The following is an 18438-nucleotide window of genomic DNA, read 5'->3' on the forward strand; positions in this document are numbered from 1 at the left end:
TGTCATCCAAGATGTTGTCAGTGACTCTGGAAACCAAGCTGCTTGAGATGTCGACGTCGTAGATGTCCTTGATGGTTTCGACAATCTCAGTAGTGGTTTGACCTTTGGCGTAAAAGCTGATGATTTTGTCATCAAGACCTGAAATACGGGTTTGATGCTTACTGACAAGTACAGGCTCAAAGCTGCTATCACGGTCTCTGGGGGTGGAGATCTCAAGCTCGCCTGTGTCGCTACGGACTCTCTTTTTAGTGTGCCCATTGCGCTTATTAGGCCTGTCTGCCTTTTCATGCTTGGGGTAGCCGAGATGCTCTTCCATTTCTGCTTCTAAGGCAGTGTCGATGAAGGACTGCATGAGCTGCTTTTGAAAGTCTTTGATGTCATCGAAGCTTTTCATGCTGCTGGCCATTTGCTCAGCCAGTTTCTTGATGTCAGATTGAGTAGTCATTGCTTATTCTCCTGTTAGTGGATTATAAGCAGTTACACAGAGTTTGGGAAACTCCCCCCATGGCTCAGCTTTTTTTCTATACTATAAAATTAACCCAGATAAATTACTTAACTTAATGGCACACCAATACGCTTAGCGACTTCTTCATAGCCTTCGATCACATCACCTAATGACTGACGGAAACGGTCTTTATCCAGTTTTTTCTTAGTGACTTTGTCCCAAATACGGCAGCCATCTGGTGAGAACTCATCACCTAGGACGATACGATCGTGGAACACGCCAAACTCTAGTTTGAAATCGACCAATATTAAATCGCCTGCATCAAATAGTGCTTTTAGTACGTCATTGACTTGATAGCTCAGCTCTTTCATTCTCGCCAGCTGTGCCTCATTAGCCCAATCAAGAGAAATAGAAAGTGATTCATTGACCATCGGATCGCCAAGCGCATCATCTTTATAGAACAGCTCGTAGGTAGGCGGCGTCAAAGCCTGCCCTTCTTCTACACCCAAACGACGCACCAAACTACCAGCAGCAAAGTTACGTACCACGCACTCAACCGGAATCATCTCTAAACGTTTGACCAAAACTTCATCATCAGACAATTGCTTTTCAAAATGCGTCTCGATGCCAGCATCCGCCAATTTTTGCATGATAAACGCATTAAAGCGATTATTGACGACGCCTTTGCGTGCCAACTGCTCGATACGTTTGCCATCAAGCGCTGAGGTATCATCGCGAAAGTGTAGAATCAGCAGATCGTTGTCTTCTGTTTCATAAACGGATTTGGCTTTGCCTTTATACAGCAGTTGTTGCTTTTGCATTATCGGGATTCCTGTTCGTTCAAGCTTATGTGGTAAAAACGCGCAGATATCACTGGATCTGATAATACAGTATTAATGATATATGCATTAGTGACCGTGAAAACCAGCGATACAAATAGAGAAATGGATTTAATTTGAGGTAGGGCTTACCGTACGCTGAGGCTTCGGCAATTGATACTGGCTGCCTGATTCGTTTTGTAATTTGAGCGTATTTGCACCCGCGTTAGGGGTTTGATATAAAGGCACAAAAGGGGCTGTTTCTTTGGTAGCTGGCAGCTCTATAGGCGCCAATTTTTTGCTTTGTTGGTATTCTAGGCTACCGTTGTCACGCTTACCCAGTAAGTTTTTAGCAGTTTGGCAGCCGCTCAATACTAGGGTGCTGCCCAAAACTAAGGTTAGCATCGCGGGGAATATCTTTGTAGTCGGTGATGATGTTTTCATCATGTTATCTCTCTAAGTTAGCAATTAACACTCATTTGGGCAACTGGCGTATTATTTTACCAGACCTTATAGCAGCTACTAAGCCTATTTATTAATAACTGGCTTAGCCTCTATAACGCTTGGTTTTATAATAATCTTGCGCGCATCTATAGTAAGTTTGCACGCACCAAGGCTTCATCAATCGTCGCATGATGTTGTTCTGCTAGCCAAACCAATGGCAAGCGGATACCGTTATCTATCATGCCCATTTTATATAAAGCATATTTAACAGGAATAGGGCTGGACTCGATAAATAAGTCACGGTGTAAGTGTTTGATGACATCATGTGCTTTATTAGCCGTGTCAAAGTCGCCGCGCAAGGCTGCGGTAAAAGTTTCGCTCATGGCTTTTGGTGCCACGTTGGCAGTCACCGAAATATTACCTTTGCCGCCTACTTTCATCAGCTCAAGCGCGGTACCATCATCACCAGATAGAACAACCAATCTGTCACCAACAGCTTTAATTAATTGCTCACCGCGTCCGACCGACCCTGTTGCGTCTTTAATCGCTACGATATTGTCTATATCTGCTAAGCGCTCAACCGTTTCTTGGGCGATATCAACGACCGTACGTCCTGGTACGTTGTAGAGCATCTGCGGGATGTCCACTGCTTCAGCGATGGTTTTATAATGCTGGTATAAACCTTCTTGCGGCGGTTTATTATAATAAGGCGCGACCAATAACGCACAGTCTGCACCCGCATCGGCAGCGTCTTGGGTCAGCTTAATCGCTTCGGTCGTATTGTTGGCGCCTGTACCAGCAATCACTGGCACACGGCCTTTGACATGCTGCACAAAATAGCGAATCACCTCGCTGTGCTCTTGCATAGATAACGTCGCTGATTCACCAGTGGTGCCAACGGCGACTAGGCAATGTGTACCTTGTTCAATCTGCCAATCTATGAGGTCTGCCAGACGTTTATAATCGACCTTACCGTCAGGGTGCATGGGCGTTACCAAGGCTACCATTGAGCCTTGTAGTCGGGTTTTGATTTCGTCGTATGCTGTGCTCATAACCGTGCCTTACTGTATTATCCTAGCTTTTATTAAAGCTGTCACATGATAGGTCGTTTGCAAGTGCCTTTTAACTTAAAGCTCAACGTTTAATAAAAATAACGTAAAAGGCAATATCTTGCGTGATGTTAATACTATTTATTTATCTCTTCTAAAGTCATTAACGCTATTTTTATCGGCTGCCACTGTAATTGGCTGATAGCAATAAAAACGCCTGTTAGTGTAGCATATTTTACTTTAACCGCTATCAATCAATTGAGATGCAATATCTAAATTGAGCGCCAAAATACGCCTACTTTCTCTCGCCGCATCTCATCAACATTCGGCTCAAGCCTTATTGCCAAGTAGAATATTCGCTTAACAGTCAGTTTAGCGCAATGCATCAGCACTGATAAGTCTTTTAGATAGTATTAACGAATCGTCAACACATCGATAGTGGGACGATACAACCGAAAAGGCAATCCTCGAGTACCAATACCGCTACTAACAAATATCTGCGCACTACCGTGCTGATATAAACCGCGCTGCTGACCCATACGGCTGCTATTTAACAAGGTTGACTGCTCACGACTACGCTCGATATCTTTTTGTTTTTGTGCCAGCCATATATTTTTTTGCGTTGTTTTTGCCGCGCCAGTAATCAATAGTGGTCGCGGCTGCAAGGCTTTTGGTAAATCTCTAATACTATCGAATCGTGAAGCCAAAATAATGACTGGCTTGGTAGCAGTCGCAATTTCTGCCCCTAGAGCGGCCTTACCTGTTGCATTGGCATCCTTAATATCAGTGAATTGCTTCGGCACATCCTGCCAGCCGCAGAGCGCTGCGACAATGGAGTTGTCTTGCAAACTCTTATTGGCAGACCCAGCACATTTCAGTGGTAACGAGGTACATTGCTGTCCGATATAACTGATATCGAGCACATCAAAGGTACTGGCCAAGGTGTCTTCTAATAGGGGCTGTCCCTGCTTGGTGGTGTTAATCGATTGATAGCGTAAATCCGAGGTGCTCATCACCGTATAAACAGGTTTATTAACCCCTTTAAACAGCATCAATTGTCCCACCAAATCTGCGCTTGGATAATATAACCAATCACCCGTAATCAATACCGCATCTGCTTGTAGCGCATTAATAGTGGCAACAAGCTTGCGAATATGGCGCGGCTTTCCGCTATATATTCCTATGCGTAAATCAGCCAGTACAGCGACCGTGAGCGGTGTTGATAAGTCCAAATCAATCGCCTGATGCGCTAAGCGTAGACGGTTGGGCTGCACCACCACGGTATAAAAGTATAGCCCCATTACTAGTGAAATCATCAGCACAGATAATAAAGATAACTGCGCGAGCATCGGTGACACTGCTTGCAACCAACCGATGATTAATAGCACAACCCAAACAGGCATGGTATAAGCCGCGTAATATAACGCTAACTTAAACCAAATGCGCATAAAACGCTTGGTAGGATTGGCATTGAAGGTTTGTAATCCTGACCACAGTACGATATACGCGAGCAATGCTGCTGCCGTAGAGATACTTAGCGTATAAAAAGCGTGGTCATCAATCATAATTACCTGATAATTATATAAGGGTACAAACCAATTAAATGGCTCACCCTATGTTAGAACGTATTGAACAATAAATAAATCACTCAACGAATAAATTAAAAGATGCCCTACTAATAACAGTCATAAAAACGGGATAAACATCAGCCCATTCAGATAATGATCGTTTAAATTGAGAACATACCCTGATCATCGGATAACAACAACCACCTGATTAAAATAGACATCTGATAAAAAAATCAGCCATTATAGAGGTCGACCTCTATGATAAACAAGTACAATTATCACTAAGGCATATTGTGACGTACTTGTTTTTGAACGGGCTATTTGTGACTGGCTATCTATAACGGCTACTCAATACGTAAGCCGATAATACCAGGAATCCCCTGACGCATAATCTCAATGGTCACCACACCTTTTTCGGGTAATGATGAAACAGCACCAGAAAAGTCATTGACGGTTTTAATTGATTTTTGATGCAGGTTGGTAATAACGTCACCCGCCAATATGCCCGAGCGCGCCGCTAGCCCTGTCGGCTCGACAGCAGTGACTAATACGCCAGTCTTATTATCAGAAGCCAACTCTATTTGCTCCTCTGAAGTTAGATTACGCAGTGCCAACCCTAAGCTTATCTCGTTATCTTGCTGAGCACGTCCTTGTGATTGCATATTATTGGATGCGTTACGAAGCTTGCCAGTGATAATCGATTGCTTGCCATCACGCTGAATCTGCACACGAAACGCATCATCAGGACGTGCCCGATTAATCAGGTTCAATAAATCTGACGCCTCCATAATCTGCACATTGTTATATTGCAAAATAACATCCCCTGATTTTAATCCCGCTTTTTGAGCCGGCGAGTCGGGGGAAACACGAGTCAATAACGCCCCTTGCGGACGCGCTAAATTATAAGCCTCTGCCAGATTGCGATCGATATCTTGCGGATAAATACCTAAATAGGCGCGAGCCACTTCACCATTGGTTTTTAGCTGCTCGTAGATATCCATCGCTGCATCAATCGGAATAGAGAACGACAGTCCCATATAGCCGCCAGTACCACTAAAGATACGCGAGTTAATACCGATGACTTCACCACGCTGATTAAATAAGGGGCCACCTGAATTTCCAGGATTGAGTGCCACATCGGTTTGGATAAATGGCACACTGGTCTCACGTGAAAAATTACGCGATTTGGCGCTGACGATACCCGCCGATGCTGAATAATCAAAGCCAAATGGCGAGCCAATCGCCAGTACCGGCTCCCCTACTTTTAGGCTATTTGAATCGCCAATAGGCAACGCAGGAAACGTGGTACCTTTTATTTTTAGTACGGCCACATCTGAGCGCTCATCACTACCTACCAAGGTCGCATCCAGCTCTGTGCGGTCATTGAGGGTGACAGTAATGGTGTCAGCGCCTTCGACCACATGATGATTGGTGAGCATATAGCCATCTTTGGTGATAAAAAAAGCCGTCCCATAAGCGTGCTCAATCGCGGGTGTCGCTGCCTGCTCAGGGATACGCAAGCGATCACCAAAAAACTGCCTCAATAACTCAGCAGTTTGAGCCTTGGCAAGTTCCGCTTCGCTGACAGTTTTGGTGACATTGACGCGGGCGACTGCTGGGGTGACTTGTTGAACTAAGCCAGAAAAATCTGCCGTAGTGACTGCTGCTTCAGCGGTCGGCATGGTAGCGACATTAATACTGGCTACCATCGCTGTGCCAATGGCAAGCGCTAATGTACTATGCTGCAACCAATGCTGCATTTTAAAATTGGATTGTCCTCTAAACATATTAATAGGCATATTTCCCTCCATATAAGTGATAATTATTATTGTTGAGATAGTCGATACTACATAAATAAATACACAGTATTATGACGCAGGACTGGTACAAAGCTTGCTTGCTTGCTTACTTGCTGTGCCTGTGCCAACAACAGAGGCCATAAAAAATCTATACCAGTCCCATGTATCTCTTTTATATTGACCTGATAAATCTATTAGGTTACTGGCTTTTATAAATTTTTGCCATCGACCATTTATATTTATGGATTATACCCTTTAACACAGATTGTCATAGTCGTGACGTGCATGACAAACGCGGCTACTGTATGATAAATAAAAAAGCGCTAATTTGCTGTAGTAATAATCAAGGATAGGTCACGGCACAGTTATTGCTTACTTGCTTTGCAAAGCATTACTACTTATCGAGGCTATCTGAAAGAGGTAACATCGATAAGGACGAAATAAAACCATGCTATGATAGCAAGCCAAATAATTTCATAAGCAAACAAAAGTCATATTTTAATAATATTATTGACTATACGTTAGTCATATTGATTAACATCACCCTTATTTGCATTTCTAATGATTTAGGAATGCTTTTGTCTATACTTATTTGTAGTAGTTATATCATACCTAACTCATGTGGTGATTTATGCTGTGATACATAGCGGCTACTCTTAGCGACCAACACTATCGCTCAGCTGTTCATGTTGCTTGCATCAACCCATAAATATGCTGCCTATAGCAACTGCTCTATAGTGGCTATTGATAGGTATGAAATATGACAAGATTATAAAAGGATTAATTTATGGATACCGCCCTACTGCTATCCGGCGTGGTTGGGATTGGCATCGCCGCCCAATGGTTGGCTTGGTATTTAAAGCAACCGTCCATTTTATTTTTATTATTGATTGGTATTATCGTTGGCCCTGTGCTCGGCGTATTTGACCCCGACTTGGTATTAGGCGAGCTGATGTTCCCCTTTATCTCCTTGGGGGTGGCGATTATCCTATTCGAAGGCTCGCTAACGCTCGAGTTCGATGAAATCAAACAACACGGTACCGTCGTGCAGATGCTGGTGTCCGTCGGCGTCCTTATCACCATTGCCATCGTCGCGTTATCGACCTATCTATTATTCGATGTCGACCCGCTGATAGCTTTATTATTCGGTGCGCTGGTGTGCGTGACGGGCCCAACGGTGATTATGCCGCTACTGCGTAGTGTGCGTCCCAATAAAACCATATCCAACATCCTTAAATGGGAAGGGATTATCATTGACCCGATTGGCGCTATCGCCGTGGTTTTGGTCTATGAGTATATTATCTCAGGTGGCGAAGCCAGTAGCATTTTGCTATTTGCCAAAATCGTAGTATTGGCGACTGCGCTTGGCATGGCGGGTGCTTGGGTATTGGCATTCCTCATGCGCCGTCATATGATTCCTGAGTTTTTGCGCAATGTCTTTACCCTTGCTTTTGTCTTAGTCTTATTTTCAGTATCAAACCATTTAGAGCATGAATCGGGTCTATTGACGGTTACGGTATTGGGCGTTGCTCTTGCCAACTGGCCAAAATTCCCGCGTGAGACGATTTTAGAGTTTAATGAATCGTTAACCATTTTATTAGTCTCGGTATTGTTTATCATTCTTGCTGCCCGTGTTGAGCTTGAAAGTCTGCTTAGCGTGGGCTTTGCAGGATTGGTATTGCTAGCAATCGTGATGTTTGTCGCACGCCCCTTATCGGTGTGGGCATCTTCTATTGGCTCCAACTTAAAGACCAATGAAAAGCTGATGATTAGCTGGATTGGCCCGCGTGGTATCGTTGCGGCTGCTATCTCATCGCTGTTTGCTATTCGCTTGCAAGAATATGATATTCAAGGCGTTGAACTGCTAGTGCCATTAGTATTTTTGGTCATTATTGGTACAGTAATGATTCAAGGTTTGGGCGCAAAAATGGTTGGTAATTTCTTGGGCGTACGTGAGCCTGAAACCAACGGGATTCTTATCGTTGGCTCAAACCCTATTGCCCTGTTGGTAGCCACCTCGTTAAAGGAGCAGGGCTTCGATGTCATCGTCGCTCATAATAACTATACCAATATTGCCCGCGCACGCATGAGCGGTCTACGCACTTACTTTGGCAATCCCATCTCAGACCATGCCGACCATCATCTTGATCTTATCGGTATTGGCCGTTTATTTGCCATGAGTATGGACAAAGAGATGAACACCTTGTCTGAGATTCATTACCGTCATGAATTTGGCGAGCGCAAGTTATATCGTCTCAAATTCAGTGATGAAAAAGTTAAAAGTGAGCGTGATGATAAGCAATCAAACTTCCACTCACAATGGCTGTTTGATGATGCCACTTATACCAAGCTTGCCAGCATGCTATCGAAAAAAGCCCGTATCAAAATCACTAACATCACTGACAGTTATAGCTTTGAGCAATATAAAGCTGATAATAAACAGTTTGTTCCGCTCTACACTATCGACAAAGAAGGCAAGCTACACGTCATCACGAATAAGTTCGATGGGACAGTACCCCGTGATCGCAAGCTCATTTCACTGGTCGTGGAAGATGAAGTACAACCAAAGCCAGTCGATGTAACGCCTAAGCAAGAGCAGGCGCGTATGGCTGCCGATGCCAATTTTGAGTCCAAATCAAAAGCACCTGATAAGCGTAAAGAAAAGGAGTTAAGCGACGATAACGCTGACGTAGCAGAGCAAGACCCTGCAACAGCGACCGACAAAGATAATAACCCTGAAACAGACAATGAGCAAAAGGTCTCAAGTGACTCATCAACCAGCGCTAATGATAGTTCCTCGTCTGAATCAGCGCCAGCCAAGCCAACAACGGCTAACGATAAGGGTGCAGAATCAAAGTCTGAACCTGCTAACACTGTTGATAAAGGTGTAATGTCAGCCAATTCGACCGCAGAGTCAAAGACCACTTCTAAGAGTAAGCTATCTAGCAATACCAACGGTGATGGTAACGCCCCTAAAACTAAAAAAGGCTCACTTGATCCAAATCGTCTGCCAGACTCTGGTCAAAACAATGCGACTAGCACTGGCGCTGATGCTAGTTCTGATGCTGACGCCAGTAAAGACGTTGTGCAGAAAGATCTAGATAAGAAGAAGACAGGTAAAGAATAACTGCTGCTTTTTTAAAATTAGTCTATAAAATACAAAAGCCCCAACGGACAGTTGGGGCTTTTTTCTTCAGAGCTATAGGCTCTAAATAAAATCGATACGATTGTAATAAAGTAAATAGCCACGTGCTACTGTTATAAATTTTTCTTGCTTGCTGTTCACAAGCGTGACAGAGGCTGCGAAAAATTTACTCCAGTAGCACTCGTATCGGTTTTAAAGCGTATCAACTCAGCTCAAACCTGTCCTGAACCGCTTGCCATATACGTGCGCTAACCTCACTAGCCGTGCCAGTTGCATCAATACGCTGTATACGCTCGGGGTACTCGGTCGCCAGCGTGCTAAAACCTTTATGCACCCAAGTAAAAAACTCTGTTGCTTGTTGCTCAAAGCGGTCGGCTGCGCTACGTTTATTGGCGCGCGCCATACCTTCTAATACGGGCAAGTCTAACCACAAGGTCAGCTCAGGTAATTGCGTCAAAAACTGCTCGATAAGCAACTCAATCTTGGCACGTACTGCTTCATCACCATGCGCCCGCCCAAACCCTTGATAAGCAATGGTCGAATCAGTAAATCTATCACATATCACCCATGTGCCGCGTTGTAGCGCTGGCAATATCACTTGCTGCATATGGTCACAGCGTGCGGCAAACATTAATAGCAATTCTGTATCATCATTGATAATCGTCTCAGGGTCTAACAGGATAGCGCGCAAACGCTCCGCAAACGGACTACCGCCCGGCTCACGAGTACGCAGATAATCAATACCACGCGCCTGCAAATGTGCGCATAACTGCTCGATAGCGGTGGTTTTACCCACACCTTCAGTGCCCTCAAAACTGATAAAGCGCCCTTGAGTCGGTGTAGTGGTGTTTTGAAACAACGGTGTTTGGGTGGATGCTGACATGCTATGACCTTATGTCATTGATGAGCGTTATATTTATAATGATAACGCTCAATAAACGAAATGCTCAATAAACGATAGGCTTCTTATTTAACAACAAGCTAAAGAAACCACTTACTGCGCCGGTGTTTGGGCTTTCTTTTCACGCATGACGCTGAGATATTTTTTTACCGCTTGATTGTGCTCACTCAAGCTGCTGGTAAATTTATGTCCGCCGTTACCGGTCGCCACAAAGTATAGTGCCTCACTATCAGCAGGATGCAAGGTCGCTTCGATGGAAGCCGCAGACGGTAGGGCGATTGGTGTGGGCGGCAAGCCATCAATTTGATAGGTATTATAAGCAGTTTTTTCATCGATGTCTTTACGGCGGATATTACCGTCATAGCGACTGCCCATACCATAGATAATGGTCGGATCGGTTTGTAGGCGCATGCCTTTATTGAGGCGATTATTAAACACTGCTGATACCAAAGGACGCTCTTCTACCACGCTGGTTTCTTTTTCGATGATAGATGCCATCACCAGCGCTTCATAAGGTGTTTTATAAGGCAAATCAGGCGCACGGTTTTCCCACGCGTCGGTCAGCGCTTGCTGTTGACGCTTATACAAGTCAGTCAGCACTTTTTTATCACTGGTGCCTTCACCGTAATAATACGTATCTGGGGCAAACCAGCCTTCAAGGTTATGATTGACGATAGCATCATCACTGCTGGTCACCGCATCGGGCAATATACCTGCCAAATCCAATGTCTGAGCAATACTGGCATTGTCGTTATCATTGCCACTAGCGTCGGTCAGTGCCTCTTTTATGATATTGTCATTATCGCGTAACGTTTGATATAAATCCTTCGAGGTTTTGCCTTCGATGATTTGTACCTTGACCATCGCCGCTTTTGCCCCTTGCCCCAGCACTTGTAGTGCTTCAGCAATGGTGGGATTTTCTGGTAATTGATAGATACCCGCATGCAGTGGGCCATCGACTTGCGACTTGATATACAGCTTGGCGATACTGGCAGAAAACAGCGGAATCTGCTGTTGCCATTGCGGCAATAATCCATAATACGTCTGACCCTGCTCAATCGTGACCATCTGCTTTGGCTGCTCAACACGTCCAAATAATGTCTGATAAACCATCACTAGCAAAAATGCAGCTATGAGCCCCAGCACGAGTAGCACCTGATAGCCACGCTGCATAAAAAACGATTGATTGTCCGCTTTATACTCTCGCGGCTTACTGTCTCCACTGATGAGTGAGACATCCGTTGCTGGCGGCTGCTCTACCTCATCGACCTCTGGTTGTGTATCCGCCAGCGTGGTATCAACCGTATCGACACGCTCGTCAACAGTGCCATCTTGCTTATTCGATGGCGTATCATTAGGACGTTCAGGAGGCGTTTCAGGTGTGGGCTTGCTCATGGCAACTCGCGAGGCAGAAGTTTGCTAGAATTTAGCACTGAACTGTGTGATTTTCAATGGTATTTGCTTAGCTTATGCATTAACTTGGTGTTTATAACAAGTTATATCGCTATATCGCTTATTAATAATTTTAAATTTTAATTCTGATAAGAAAATGGGTTATGAATCTACATTTTAATCAAAGTCTTGCCAAAAACTATAAGTCTGAACCTCAAAGGATTAGGGTACTAAGTGAAGATTGGGTCGCTAATCAAGGCTATTGCCCAAATTGTAATGCCGAACCATTGGTTGAATTTGCTAATAACCAACCTGTCGCTGACTTTTATTGCGGATATTGCAGCGAGGAATATGAGCTAAAAAGTAAAAAGGCAAAGTTGAGTAACGTTATTAATGATGGTGCTTATAACACCATGATTGAACGTATCAGTAGCGAAGATAATCCCAGTTTTTTCTTTTTAACCTACTCTCAAGAATATACAGTCAATAACTTTTTAATCATTCCAAAACAGTTTTTTAAACCAGACATGATTATAAAACGCAAACCTTTATTAGCCACTGCCAAACGCGCAGGTTGGGTTGGCTGTAATATCGATTTGCGTAAAGTGCCCGAATCAGGGAAAGTATTTTTGGTCAAAGACCAGCAAGTTATACCACGCGATAATGTCACCGAACAATTTCAAAAAACCTTGTTTCTACGTAAGCAATCTACAGCTTCGCGTGGTTGGACGCTAGATGTGTGGCAATGTATCGATAGACTAGAAGACAGCTTTTCTCTCAATCAAGTTTATGCGTTTGCTGACTTATTAAAACTCAAATACCCTGAAAACAACCATGTTAAAGATAAAATCCGTTAGCAATTACAAGTATTACGCGATAGAGGCATTATTGAGTTTTTGGGTCGTGGACATTATCGAAAATTATATTAAGTTTGATTATCATCCCAAAGAGGCAAATAAGCGCTTGCCACCAATCGTTCATAGAACTTGTGCGGAGGATAGTCCATCTCCAACCCATCATTTACTTTAAAAAAAGTGTCCATATTATCCTTAATGCATTTAGAAGATTTATTTTTTACATGTTTATTCCAGCCTACTAATAGTCCTAATGGCGTACGAGAAGCTTTGGTAAAAGCTTGTCTTTTTACGGTAAGCGCACACATCACAGGTTCATCATGAAACAGTTTGTCTACGCCTTGCTCTATGACTTCTTGACGTATATGCGCATACTTAAATGTCCCACCAAATGCTGTATATTTTTTATCTTTTTCAGAATAAATAATATTGAATGCTATCTTTGAATAACCCGCTAAGTGAACGACTTCATCAGGATATTTTTTTGCTTTACGACATATTTCACTAAATAGCATTAATCGGCGGATTTGTAGTGGGATACGTTTTTCTTCATAGGTAGTACGCATTTATTATCTCCTGTTAAATAATATTTAATAAAATACGATCAATTTCTAAACACCTTAAATTATATTAAACGTTTCTCATTAAAGCGTTCAGGCCTCGGTTGTCCTTTATTATCACGGTATACGTCTGCGATTAACTCCTCTCTATCGTCCCATAAAGGTAAACGTGCCGTTGCAACGAGACGGTCATGAAACTTATGCGGTGGGTATTCTGATTCAATTTCATCATTGATTTTAAAAAAGTGTTCTTCACGATAATCGACGTAAGCGTGCATTCTATTTTTAACATAGTTATTCCAATACCAAACCAGCTGGATAGCTGTGCGCGCGGGCTGAGTAAACTGCTTTAAATTGACTGTTAGCGCCCTTGTTACTGGCTCATCGTTAGGGAAAACTCTAATACGTTGCTCGATAACTTCTTCTCTTGTTTCTGCATACTCAAACACACCACCAAACGCAATAAACTTTTTAAAGTCTTTCAGATACATAACACCGAGCGATAACTCAGTAAATCTTGATAAGTGAATAATTTCATCAGGTTGTTTCTTTGCTAATTTGCAAATCTCATCAAAAATTAATAGTCGACGGATTTGTAGAGGTATTCGTTCATCTTCGTAGATGTATTCCATAGATTTCCTTCCTTATCAAATCACTATAATTGATCGATTTTCCTTATCGCACAAGGCTACGTAACAAAAGACGATCACTTCTTTTTGAGCGCCCTTGCTAATCTAGCGGATATAACTACTAAAGAAATTTTGATAAGCGTATATCGGGGATAGTAAGGATGAAAACAGATAAGAAATTAAAGAAAGTCTTTCAGATAGAGATTGTCGAGACGTTGAGTAATATCGTAGAAGTTGGCGCAGAGAACGAGCAAGAAGCACTATTAAAGGCGCGGGTAGGTATCGCAATGAGGAAGTTATTTTATATGCTGATGATTTTATTGACACTAAATTTAATATTTTTAAATACGATTAAAATCACTTAAAAACCTACCACTTCACCCGATAATAACGTCAGACTATTCATCGGCATGACCCCGCGCAGCGCATTGCAAAAGAACAGTTGGCTTAACTGTGATAAATCTTCGTCTTTTAATGACCTGATAATGACAGGATTTTTGCTATTCGACAATGTATCGATAATGACTTGTCGCATCACGCCCGCGACGCCCGATTGTGCCATAGACGGCGTGTACCATTGTCCTTGAGTTAAATAATTCGAGTCATGTTTATTGAGGTCTAAAAGGCTGTCGGATTGTGAGGATTGCGGCTCTAGCAATTGTGAGTCTGATAATTGATAAAACACATTGCTCATCGTGCCTTCAACCCAGCGCCCGCTCATATCACGCAGCAAACCTTCGCCAACACTAGCACTGTCTAGCCCTGCATTAGACGCTAATCTATGAGCCTTGATGGCTTGAAGCTCGCCACTTGCCAGCACATTATCCAGACGATTAAGGCTTTTGAGTCCTGCTAATGGCGGCGGTAGGCAGGCGAGCTGTGAAGACAAGCAAACGGCAGTACTGACAGGCTGCATGGGGACTAAACGCTCACCAGATAAGCGCAACTGCTCAGCCGTGCCAACGAGCATCGTAGAAGATTTTAGCCAAATCTCGCAAGCGCTACCAGAGGCGCTGGGCGTATAACCATAACCACCAATATCTTGCGCGGCACGGGAGACGATGAGCTTGAGCATACCTTGTTGTAGCTGCTCGGCGTGCGTTTGCAAGGCCACTAATAAGAGCTGGCTATCTAAATCGAGATGCAAAGAGCTGGCGTGAGAGTCAAGCCGCTGCTGATGATAGTCCAACCACAATATCTGACCATCGATGACGCCCATGGTAGTAAAAAAGCCATCACCGTATGCCAAACCGCGATTGTCTAATGAGGTAGTTACTGCTGTAACATCTGTACTGTTGCCTTGTGAGTTTAGGCATAACCAGCGGTTAATCGGCGACATCATCGTTACTATGGTTCCTACAAAATAGTTATCACAAGCTTAGCTATCGTCTGGCTGGACAGCGGTTTTATTGATGATCAGCATACAGCTATAGAACTCACATTTTGCCAGTTCTACTTTGTGTCCACCGACGACTTTATTTTTAGCAATTTGACCATTAAGCATATCAGCGATTAGTCTACCACCCTCTTCACCCATCAATTGGCGCGACAGTTTATAAGCCTTTTTGGCATGATTTTGACTCAGCTCTTTTTCTTTGTCAGAATCAGTAGGATTAGCAAAGTACCAGCCAAGCTCGAGATATTTTTCAGAGTCAATCACATCCAAATAAGGCTCATCCGTATTCATAAAGCGATATTTGGCTGCTGGATTACTGGCATAGTCTAGGCTATTTTCATCAGTACTCCGCACCTTCCCAAAAGATGATTTAATACCCTCTAACTCAGTTATATTGAGCGACTTTACCTTATCAGTACCCCAAGCCGATACATCATATTTCACTTGTGTGCCTTGCTGAGCAGTCGCGCCATCCAAGTCAGCATTAGAGGCAGCATTGTCCTGCACTGGCGCATTATTCTCTGTTTGCTTGCTGTCGTCTACAATTGTTTCAGCATTGGTATCTGATTTTTGGAGATCGTCTTTGCTGCTGTCACAGCTACTCAACGATACTCCAACTGCCATAACCATACCAACCACAAAGGTTTGTAGCGTGCTATTCCACATGGGCGATTTACTCACAGTTTTAAGTTAGTCTCAGGATAATATCAACGTGCTGGCAAATATAGCGCTGATAATGAAAAATTTTATTAATAAAAAGCGTGGTTAATAAAAGCTATAACCCAGCAATCATTAGAGTAGATTGATAGAGTGTTTTACTATTATATAGTTTACCGAACTGCTTAACACTTGACCACCCTTTACGTTACGGATAACACTCCAAGAGGGTACAGATTTGTTAAAGACCTTTTTGGATAAAAAACCTGCTTAATGAAAGGCTTACTGTTCAAGCATCAAGTTTGTTAATCGCCATGTTATCCCTTATGATGATTGGGTTTTGATGATTGCATTATCGACTGTTTTATCGATTTTTTATTCTTAGTTTATTGCTTCCTTTAGCCAGTGGACCCTTTATGAACCAACACTTTATCGTTATCGGCAATCCGATTGCCCACAGCAAATCTCCTGAGATTCATCAGCAATTCGCCGCACAAGTCGGTATCGATATCTCGTACGAACGCCAATACTGCCCCGATGAGGCCACAAGCTTTACCGCCGTGATAGAAGCGTTTTTTCATGGTGGTGGCATCGGTGCCAATGTCACAGTGCCGTTTAAGCAAGTCGCTTATGATGACTGTGCGGCGCGCGGTGGTTTATCCGAGCATGCCAAAGTTGCTGGTGCGGTCAACACCCTGCTGTTAAATAGTGAAATGTTGAAAAATGGCGCATCAATAGCAGAAGCACTATACGGCGATAATACCGACGGACAAGGGCTGGTCAATCATATGACAAGCCTAAACTGGCCGCTGAATGGCGCACGTGTGGCTCTCATCGGTGCAGGCGGCGCAGCACGTGGGGTGATATTGCCCCTTATTCAAGCGGGTATTGGCCAGTTAACTATTGCCAACCGTACAGTAACTAAAGCAGAAGTATTGGTCGATGAGCTTAGCGCGGCTAGTCCTACTATCGCTGATAAGCAGATTAAAACCTGCCCTACAGCGGCATTAACTGGCGCGTTTGATATCATCATCAATGCGACCTCTATCGGACTGTCAGGTGAGACATTGCCATTGCACGATGGGCTCAGCTGCCAGTATGCTTACGACATGATGTATGGTCGCACGCTGCCATTTTTAGAGCACTTTGCTGCGCACAGTGCGCAAACCTCAGACGGCTATGGCATGCTGATTGGACAAGCTGCTTTGAGCTTTGAGCGTTGGACAGGTCATGCTGTCGATGTTGGACAGGCAAGTGAGGCATTAAAAGCCCCGTCAGTATAAATGATATTTCATCAATGATATTGTTTGCTAACCAAATCGTGTCAGTAGCCAATTCTCAATACGCCGTAGCGGTACGCGCAAATTGGTTGAATGCATAACGATGCCGCCACCAAGACCGACCATACAGCCGAGTAAGGTATCAAACAGACGCGCGCGCATCACCTCTTGATAAGCCGTTGGCATAAGCGACATACCGCTACCGTATTCGGCAATAAATATCGTCAATGGCGTAATAAATATAACAGCGAGACCATAATGCCTGTCCACTAATGACTCAATACACAGCATCATCACCAATATCGAAGCGGCCACGCCCCATATCGACAAACCCCAAGAGAGCATCCAACTCGCCAGCCCTACCCCTATCAATGTCCCAAGCAAACGATGAAACTGCTTAATCCACATCGTCCGCAAATGAATACCTTGAATGATAAGAAAACAGCTAACTGCTGCCCAATACGGGTTGGACATGTCCAGCGTCACTGCGATTAGTAACGACAAACTGACGAAGCCTGCGACAATAATGCTTTCGCTGATGGTATCTGGCTCATAACTATAAATCGGCGTCGGTGACGAAGGACGCGTCGCCAATAGAAACAGTGAATATAGCAGCCCCATGATTAAGGCAAAGCCACTGCCAAGCATCACCAGCCCCATTGCTGGCATGATTTGCTCCATGGGTACAGGGATAAATAAGGCAATGGCACCTGACATCATGATAAACAAACCCGCGGGCGGCGGCTGGCGATAGTGACGTCCAAAAACAATAATACCAAAGGCCATCAATGCAAATACGGGCAGCCTGAGCCATGGTATTTGCTGAGCTAATAGCCCAAGCGCAAAACACAGCGACATAGCAAAGCCCCATGCCATCATCGTGATTACACGGTGCGGCAGCGTACCGACTAGAGGCAGGTTTAAGATAACCATGGCCCCGAGCGATGCCTTGATACCCGAAGATAAATGACCAAAATAGGCGCCGACAAATACAGGAAAGCTAATCGCAATCGCGGCAATAACTGGCAAGTGCCATGGTCGCTTACTGCGATTTACTTTTAATAGATGGCTCAGCTCCCCATTAATTAAACGCTTTAGGCTAGCCAATACTTGATTCAGCCAAGATGCTCGCTCTTTTTGCTTCAATGCGCTCATCTGTGGTTTCTCTTATATAATAAATTCATATTTCTTTAATTTTTTGTCCGATTCTTCTTTATGGTATTTAAAACGCCCTAGTATAGTCATCGCTTAATTATGGTCATTGCTCGACTAAAATATAACTAAAATTTATACATAAAACACCAACTAATGAATATTAGTTATAAGTTGTATATTTGTCGTCCCAGAAGATTTATACTCGTATTAACACCATAACAGCTAACTTTTATCAAGGACGACTTAACGACTATTATAACGGATAAGCTGTTACTCATAAATCCACATGACAACCGATCATATGACAATCAAAACAGTGTCTACCGCTATTCAAAATAAGTAAATA

The 18438-nt window shown here is 43.5% G+C and carries 16 protein-coding genes and 1 pseudogene; 4 read left to right on the forward strand and 13 right to left on the reverse strand.

All coding sequences use genetic code 11. The features are described 5' to 3' along the window. The 6 genes from EI162_RS01635 to EI162_RS01660 form a co-directional block, all read right to left on the reverse strand. Positions 1 to 445, reverse strand: a 445-nt coding sequence (locus EI162_RS01635) for a transposase (RefSeq protein WP_192522691.1), incomplete at its 3' end; no start/stop codon positions are given. 107 nt (positions 446 to 552) lie between these two features. Continuing rightward, complete coding sequence (purC, locus tag EI162_RS01640; RefSeq protein ID WP_192522692.1) at positions 553 to 1266, reverse strand: phosphoribosylaminoimidazolesuccinocarboxamide synthase; 714 nt, start codon at positions 1264 to 1266, stop codon at positions 553 to 555. A gap of 129 nt (positions 1267 to 1395) precedes the next feature. Beyond that, positions 1396 to 1710, reverse strand: a complete 315-nt coding sequence (locus tag EI162_RS01645) for a hypothetical protein (RefSeq protein WP_192522693.1) — start codon at positions 1708 to 1710, stop codon at positions 1396 to 1398. Between the two features lie 143 nt (positions 1711 to 1853). After that, the gene (gene dapA / locus EI162_RS01650) at positions 1854 to 2759 is read right to left on the reverse strand and encodes a 4-hydroxy-tetrahydrodipicolinate synthase (protein ID WP_192522694.1); all 906 of its coding nucleotides are present in this window, start codon (positions 2757 to 2759) and stop codon (positions 1854 to 1856) included. 410 nt (positions 2760 to 3169) lie between these two features. Beyond that, entirely contained in the window at positions 3170 to 4321 is a 1152-nt protein-coding gene (locus EI162_RS01655) for a hypothetical protein (RefSeq protein WP_192522695.1), read from the reverse strand. Between the two features lie 347 nt (positions 4322 to 4668). Further along, entirely contained in the window at positions 4669 to 6033 is a 1365-nt protein-coding gene (locus EI162_RS01660; RefSeq protein ID WP_225735372.1) for a Do family serine endopeptidase, read from the reverse strand. Positions 6034 to 6910: 877 nt separating this feature from the next. On the opposite strand from EI162_RS01660, the gene EI162_RS01665 reads away from it, so the two are divergent. Beyond that, entirely contained in the window at positions 6911 to 9250 is a 2340-nt protein-coding gene (locus EI162_RS01665) for a cation:proton antiporter (protein WP_192522697.1), read from the forward strand. 220 nt (positions 9251 to 9470) lie between these two features. On the opposite strand, the gene tmk is transcribed toward EI162_RS01665, so the two are convergent. Then, positions 9471 to 10151, reverse strand: coding sequence for a dTMP kinase (gene tmk, locus EI162_RS01670; protein ID WP_192522698.1), 681 nt, complete (start codon positions 10149 to 10151; stop codon positions 9471 to 9473). Positions 10152 to 10262: 111 nt separating this feature from the next. Beyond that, positions 10263 to 11564 carry an endolytic transglycosylase MltG gene (mltG, locus tag EI162_RS01675; protein ID WP_192522699.1) on the reverse strand — a complete coding sequence of 434 codons (1302 nt, stop codon included), beginning with the start codon at positions 11562 to 11564 and terminating at the stop codon, positions 10263 to 10265. Positions 11565 to 11725: 161 nt separating this feature from the next. Between mltG and EI162_RS01680 the strand changes: the two are divergent. Next, a pseudogene (locus EI162_RS01680) lies at positions 11726 to 12490 on the forward strand (DpnI domain-containing protein). Here the strand turns inward: EI162_RS01680 and EI162_RS01685 are convergent. Both EI162_RS01685 and EI162_RS01690 read right to left on the reverse strand, forming a co-directional pair. Then, entirely contained in the window at positions 12487 to 12981 is a 495-nt protein-coding gene (locus EI162_RS01685) for a hypothetical protein (RefSeq protein WP_192522700.1), read from the reverse strand. The pseudogene EI162_RS01680 and the gene EI162_RS01685 overlap by 4 nt on opposite strands. 59 nt (positions 12982 to 13040) lie before the next feature. Beyond that, complete coding sequence (locus EI162_RS01690) at positions 13041 to 13607, reverse strand: hypothetical protein (RefSeq protein ID WP_192522701.1); 567 nt, start codon at positions 13605 to 13607, stop codon at positions 13041 to 13043. A 158-nt stretch (positions 13608 to 13765) separates the two neighbouring features. On the opposite strand from EI162_RS01690, the gene EI162_RS01695 reads away from it, so the two are divergent. Then, a complete protein-coding gene (locus EI162_RS01695) occupies positions 13766 to 13969 on the forward strand; it encodes a DpnD/PcfM family protein (protein WP_225736884.1) in 204 nt (67 codons plus the stop codon). Here EI162_RS01695 and EI162_RS01700 read toward each other — a convergent pair. After that, positions 13966 to 14946: an aminotransferase class IV gene (locus EI162_RS01700; RefSeq protein ID WP_225736885.1), complete on the reverse strand. Its 981-nt coding sequence runs from the start codon at positions 14944 to 14946 to the stop codon at positions 13966 to 13968. The two genes, EI162_RS01695 and EI162_RS01700, sit on opposite strands and share 4 nt — an antisense overlap. Before the next feature lie 36 nt (positions 14947 to 14982). Beyond that, positions 14983 to 15666, reverse strand: a complete 684-nt coding sequence (locus tag EI162_RS01705) for a hypothetical protein (protein ID WP_192522702.1) — start codon at positions 15664 to 15666, stop codon at positions 14983 to 14985. A gap of 407 nt (positions 15667 to 16073) precedes the next feature. Between EI162_RS01705 and aroE the strand changes: the two genes are divergently transcribed. Then, positions 16074 to 16940 (forward strand): shikimate dehydrogenase, encoded by an 867-nt coding sequence (gene aroE, locus EI162_RS01710; RefSeq protein ID WP_192522703.1) that lies wholly within the window; start codon positions 16074 to 16076, stop codon positions 16938 to 16940. A gap of 27 nt (positions 16941 to 16967) precedes the next feature. Here aroE and EI162_RS01715 read toward each other — a convergent pair whose 3' ends face one another. Beyond that, a complete protein-coding gene (locus tag EI162_RS01715) occupies positions 16968 to 18092 on the reverse strand; it encodes an FUSC family protein (RefSeq protein WP_192522704.1) in 1125 nt (374 codons plus the stop codon). Positions 18093 to 18438 lie beyond the last annotated feature (346 nt).

The organism is Psychrobacter sp. FME6 (assembly GCF_014861365.1).
In the GTDB taxonomy this organism is placed as follows: domain Bacteria; phylum Pseudomonadota; class Gammaproteobacteria; order Pseudomonadales; family Moraxellaceae; genus Psychrobacter.

Excerpts from the sequence above, each read along its gene's own strand:
- EI162_RS01685 (WP_192522700.1), bottom strand. The coding sequence starts at position 12,981 with ATGCGTACTACCTATGAAGAAAAACGTATCCCACTACAAATCCGCCGA.
- EI162_RS01695 (WP_225736884.1), top strand. The coding sequence starts at position 13,766 with ATGAAAACAGATAAGAAATTAAAGAAAGTCTTTCAGATAGAGATTGTC.
- EI162_RS01690 (WP_192522701.1), bottom strand. The coding sequence starts at position 13,607 with ATGGAATACATCTACGAAGATGAACGAATACCTCTACAAATCCGTCGA.
- EI162_RS01705 (WP_192522702.1), bottom strand. The coding sequence starts at position 15,666 with ATGTGGAATAGCACGCTACAAACCTTTGTGGTTGGTATGGTTATGGCA.
- EI162_RS01660 (WP_225735372.1), bottom strand. The coding sequence starts at position 6,033 with ATGGTAGCCAGTATTAATGTCGCTACCATGCCGACCGCTGAAGCAGCA.
- dapA (WP_192522694.1), bottom strand. The coding sequence starts at position 2,759 with ATGAGCACAGCATACGACGAAATCAAAACCCGACTACAAGGCTCAATG.
- EI162_RS01665 (WP_192522697.1), top strand. The coding sequence starts at position 6,911 with ATGGATACCGCCCTACTGCTATCCGGCGTGGTTGGGATTGGCATCGCC.
- EI162_RS01655 (WP_192522695.1), bottom strand. The coding sequence starts at position 4,321 with ATGATTGATGACCACGCTTTTTATACGCTAAGTATCTCTACGGCAGCA.
- purC (WP_192522692.1), bottom strand. The coding sequence starts at position 1,266 with ATGCAAAAGCAACAACTGCTGTATAAAGGCAAAGCCAAATCCGTTTAT.
- tmk (WP_192522698.1), bottom strand. The coding sequence starts at position 10,151 with ATGTCAGCATCCACCCAAACACCGTTGTTTCAAAACACCACTACACCG.
- EI162_RS01700 (WP_225736885.1), bottom strand. The coding sequence starts at position 14,946 with ATGATGTCGCCGATTAACCGCTGGTTATGCCTAAACTCACAAGGCAAC.
- mltG (WP_192522699.1), bottom strand. The coding sequence starts at position 11,564 with ATGAGCAAGCCCACACCTGAAACGCCTCCTGAACGTCCTAATGATACG.
- aroE (WP_192522703.1), top strand. The coding sequence starts at position 16,074 with ATGAACCAACACTTTATCGTTATCGGCAATCCGATTGCCCACAGCAAA.
- EI162_RS01645 (WP_192522693.1), bottom strand. The coding sequence starts at position 1,710 with ATGATGAAAACATCATCACCGACTACAAAGATATTCCCCGCGATGCTA.
- EI162_RS01715 (WP_192522704.1), bottom strand. The coding sequence starts at position 18,092 with ATGAGCGCATTGAAGCAAAAAGAGCGAGCATCTTGGCTGAATCAAGTA.